Origin of the sequence: Dietzia sp. E1, from assembly GCF_014145015.1 — a bacterium.
In the GTDB taxonomy this organism is placed as follows: domain Bacteria; phylum Actinomycetota; class Actinomycetes; order Mycobacteriales; family Mycobacteriaceae; genus Dietzia; species Dietzia cinnamea_A.
Genome location: NZ_JAALDU010000141.1, coordinates 1 through 4,139, shown reverse-complemented (window position 1 = coordinate 4,139; position 4,139 = coordinate 1). Strand labels below are relative to the sequence as shown.

Here is a 4,139-nt window from a genome sequence, read left to right as displayed (position 1 = left end):
CTCCTCCTCGGTGGCGCCGTGGGCGCGGAGCTGGGCCTCGGCCTCCTTGATGAGCGACTTGGCGCGGATGGGGTTCTCGCGGACCTCCGCGCCCCCGCGGGCCGTGGGCAGGAAGATGGACACGGCCCGGCCGGTGACGCCGCCCAGCTCGGTGAGGTCGGCGTACGGGATGGGATCTGCTTCTGCGGTGCGGATTGGATCAGCCATGACCTGACGTTACCGAGGGCACAGGTGTGGGAGAAGGTTGTGACCGGGTTGTTGTGGGGCTGTGACATCCGGTGCGCGCCAGCCGGTGCCGGGGCGTGTTTCGGCGCCGCGGATACCATCGCGGGAGTGACCGATCAACGTGTGGAGACCGCGACCCCCCGGCCGGTGAGCACGGCGAGAATCCTCACGCCGCTGATGGTGCCGTTGTTCATGGCGCTGCTGGCGCTGTCGGTAATCAACGTGGCGCTGCCGGTGATCGGCACGACGTTCGACGCCGAGTCGAGCAGCCTGCAGTGGGTGATCTCGGGGTACGCCCTGGCGTTCGGCCTGCTCCTGGTGCCGTCGGGGCGCCTCGGTGACGCGACCGGCCGCAAGCGGATCTTCCTGGCCGGCGTCACGGTGTTCATCGTCGGCGCGCTGATCGCGGGGTTCGCGCAGTCGATCGAGATGCTCAACCTCGCGCGTCTGGTGCAGGGCGTCGGTTCGGGGATGCTCAATCCGCAGACGTTCGGCCTCATCCAGAAGTACTTCCGCAAGGAGGCGCGCGCCCGGGCCTTCGCGACCATGGCCACCACCGTCTCCATCGCCACCGCGTCGGGGCCTCTAGTGGGCGGGCTGCTCATCGAGGCGCTCGGTGACGACCTGGGCTGGCGGGCGATGTTCCTGGTCAACGTGCCGTTGGGCGTGCTGGCGTTGGTGCTGGGGCAGCGCTGGCTCGCCGACGACCGGACCATCCCCCGCGCCGACGACGACGGTCCGGACGTGGGCGGGTCGAGGGCCCGTGCGGCGGAGATGGCGCCCCTGGAGCGGGCCACCGCCCGACTAGGTGACGACGACAACGACGACGACAACGCCGCCGGCTCCGCCACTGGAGCGGACGCCCCGGGCACGCGAGGGCCGTCTGCGACCGGGCCGGCCCCGGGGCGTCGGCGGCTCGATCTGGACCCCATCGGCATCGCGCTGCTCGGTGTGGCCGTGCTCGCGGTGATGCTGCCGTTCCTCGGCCGCGACCTGCATCCGGCGTACTGGGCGCTCGTGCCCGCCGGGCTGGCCCTGCTCGGGGTGTTCGCGTGGTGGGAGCGGCGCTACGAGCGGCTCGGGCGGCCGCCGCTGGTCAACCCGGACATCTTCCGCGACGCGGGCTTCCGCAACGGCATGATCATCGTGTCCATCTACTTCGTGGGCGGCACCAGCCTGTGGGTCATCATGCCGCTGTACCTACAGTTCCACCTGGGGTACGCACCCATCGACTCGGCGTTCATCAGCCTCCCGGCGTCGGTCTGCGCGGCGATCTCCGCGCAGGTCGCGGGGCGGTTCGTCCTGCGCCTGGGGCGGCGGATGGTCATCACCGGTTTCTCCATCACGATCACCGCACTGGTGACGTTCATGGTGCTGGCCGGCTTCGTCGAATCCGGCGCGCTGCACTACCTGGTGTTCATGGTCCCGGCGGCGTTCGTCGGCATCGCGCAGGGCATGACCATCTCGCCCAACCAGACCCTCACGCTGCGGGCGGTGGACCCGGCCTACGGCGGCGTCGCGGGCAGCATCATCTCGCTCGGCCAGCGCATGGGCACGGCGGTCGGCACGGCGATCGTGCCCGGGGTGCTCTTCGGCATCGTCGAGTCCCGCGGCGACTGGCTGCTGGCGTTCCGGGCGGCGCTGGGCATCATCGCGCTGCTGGCGGCGGGCGCGTTGGCGTTCAGCGTGGTGGATCGCCGCCGCGAGAAGCGCTGCGCCTGACGCCCTGCCTCCGCGACACCCTGCCTCCGCGCGGATGGGCGGTTCAAGCGGAGAGAATCGACCCACCCCTCCGGCCGGGTGGCCGCGGGGCTGATCGGACCACGTGTGGTGATCATCTCAACGTGTGAACGGCGAGAAAACGCTCATCCGTATCCCGCCGGCCCGGGCACCGCGCGCCGGGTCAGGGCCGCAATCCGTGGACCCGGCGGGCCGCGTTCGGCGCTCTTGGACGATCGTTTAGATGACGGAGCGACACTCGTCGTGCCGACCTGGCCTTTTCGCGATCCGGCCCCCGGACCGGCGGGGTGGATTCTCGCGTGGCCGCCGGGACGTGACCTTATTCTCAGGTCGTGGCAACCCCTCCGCCACCCTCACATCCCCCATATCCCCTCAGGATCCCCTCATGAGAACTATCGCCCGGCTCCGCATACGCGCTGTCGTCATCGCCGCCGCCACATTCACCGTCCTGACCGCCCCGGTCACCGCCGCCCAGTCTCTCGAATTCACCATGGCCACGCCGGCGCCCTGCGAGTCCGCGACCCCCGCGGAGCTCGAGCAGGTGATCGAGGACGTCCACGAACACACCAACCGCGAGCGCGCGGCCGCGAAGGTGGCCCCCGTCAAGCGGCTCGAGAGCCTGGACGGGATCGCCCAGACCTGGAGCGAACAGATGGCCACCGAGGGCCGGATGTACCACAACCCCGGAATCCGCGCCCAGGTCACCGCGGCCTACCCCGGACAGTGGCGCAGCTATGGCGAGAACGTGCTGCAGAACTGGTGCGGCGCCAGTGGCGAGACCCTGGTGCGTCAGTGGATGAACTCGACCCCGCACCGCGTCAACCTTCTCAATCCCGCCCACACGCACCTCGGCGTGGGCGCGGACGTGGCCGACAGCCGGAAGCTGTACTCCACGCAGAACTTCGTCAGTTTGCGCTGACCCACCGGCCCGTGCGGCCGCACTCTCGGCGACGCCCCTGCTCTGACGCGGGGGCGTCGCCGTCGTCGTCAGCCGGCTATGCGCCGGAGTCCCGCTGGCGTCGCGGCGAGGCCCCGTTCACGAATCGCCTACCTGTAACGCGTGTGACTAGAGTGGCGATAGTTGCAGGAGTGACTGAGCCGCGGCCTCGCCGCCCAGTCCACTTCGCCCACACAATCCCGGCGCGAGCCGGGGACCGAGGAAAGGACCATCGCGTGCGTCACCACTTCCGCTCCGCTGTCACCACGGGCGCCGCAGCCCTCCTGCTCGTCTCCGGCGCGGGCACCGCGGCCGCCCAGGGATCACTGGAATTCGCCCTGCCGTTCGACCTGGCGATCCCCGGCCTGTCGTCGCTCGCCCCGGCCGACGCCCAGCCCGGCGGCGCCGCGGCAGCCGATCCCGCCACCGCCGATCTCCTACCGGAGGAGGTACGGCTGATGGCGTTCGAGGGCAGCGTGGTCGCAGCGGTCAACGACGCCCGTCTCGTGGTGGGCGCGAACCGACTGGTCACCGACCCGGCACTCGAGGCATCGGCCCGTGAGCGCGCAGCCGAACTCGCCGCGGGCGATCCGGCCACGGGCGACGCCCCCGTCCCCGCCGACGCCCGGGCGGGTGAGGACGACGACTCGGAGGCGGCCCCCGCGGGCGAGGGGTCCGGCGACCGCACCGTGCTGACCCTGCCCGCCGGCGCGACGCCGCAGAACACTCTGTCCGCACTGCTCACCGACACCGGGATGCGGGAGCGCATGCTCGACGGCGAGTTCACGCGGGTCGGCGTAGGAGTGGTCACCGCGGAGGACGGAACCGTGCACGTGGTCCAGGACTTCGCCCGCGACTGACACGAACACCCGTCCAGCGGGGGTGCGCTCGCCCCCGGCGGAGTGCAGGTCAGGCTGGTCACGGGGTGATGACGGCTGGCTTAGGGCACCGGTCGGCCCTACCGTCTCGGCTGGCGATCCGACCGTCGGGTCGCAGCACACGAAAGGTACCCACCCTCGTGACCCGAGCCCTCCACCATCTGCGCCGCGGCCTGATCCTGGTCGCCGCGGCGTCCGCCACCGTCGCCCTCGGCGCCGGACCCCAGGCGTCGGCTCAGGCGCCCCAGATCCAGTTGCCGCAGATCCACCTGCCCGGCCTGACGATCGGATTCGCCGCTCCTGCGCCCGCCGGGGGTGCGCCCACCCTGGATCCCGCCTCCGCCGAGTACCGCGCCCAG

General features: G+C 71.3%; 3 protein-coding genes and 2 pseudogenes. 4 read left to right on the top strand and 1 reads right to left on the bottom strand.

Going from position 1 to position 4,139, the window contains the following annotated elements; translation table 11 throughout:
* Positions 1-207 (bottom strand): annotated as a pseudogene (locus tag G6030_RS05985) (hypothetical protein); the annotation flags it as partial.
* A 126-nt stretch (positions 208-333) separates the two neighbouring features.
* Between G6030_RS05985 and G6030_RS05980 the strand changes: the two are divergent.
* The 4 genes and pseudogenes from G6030_RS05980 to G6030_RS05965 all read left to right on the top strand — a co-directional run.
* On the top strand, positions 334-1,947 hold the full coding sequence (locus tag G6030_RS05980; protein WP_347238593.1) for an MFS transporter: 1,614 nt from the start codon (positions 334-336) through the stop codon (positions 1,945-1,947).
* A 403-nt stretch (positions 1,948-2,350) separates the two neighbouring features.
* Positions 2,351-2,884 carry a CAP domain-containing protein gene (locus G6030_RS05975; protein ID WP_182642500.1) on the top strand — a complete coding sequence of 178 codons (534 nt, stop codon included), beginning with the start codon at positions 2,351-2,353 and terminating at the stop codon, positions 2,882-2,884.
* A 254-nt stretch (positions 2,885-3,138) separates the two neighbouring features.
* On the top strand, positions 3,139-3,762 hold the full coding sequence (locus G6030_RS05970; RefSeq protein ID WP_070722333.1) for a CAP domain-containing protein: 624 nt from the start codon (positions 3,139-3,141) through the stop codon (positions 3,760-3,762).
* Between the two features lie 158 nt (positions 3,763-3,920).
* A pseudogene (locus tag G6030_RS05965) lies at positions 3,921-4,139 on the top strand (CAP domain-containing protein); the annotation flags it as partial.

Excerpts from the sequence above, each read along its gene's own strand:
- G6030_RS05975 (WP_182642500.1), top strand. The coding sequence starts at position 2,351 with ATGAGAACTATCGCCCGGCTCCGCATACGCGCTGTCGTCATCGCCGCC.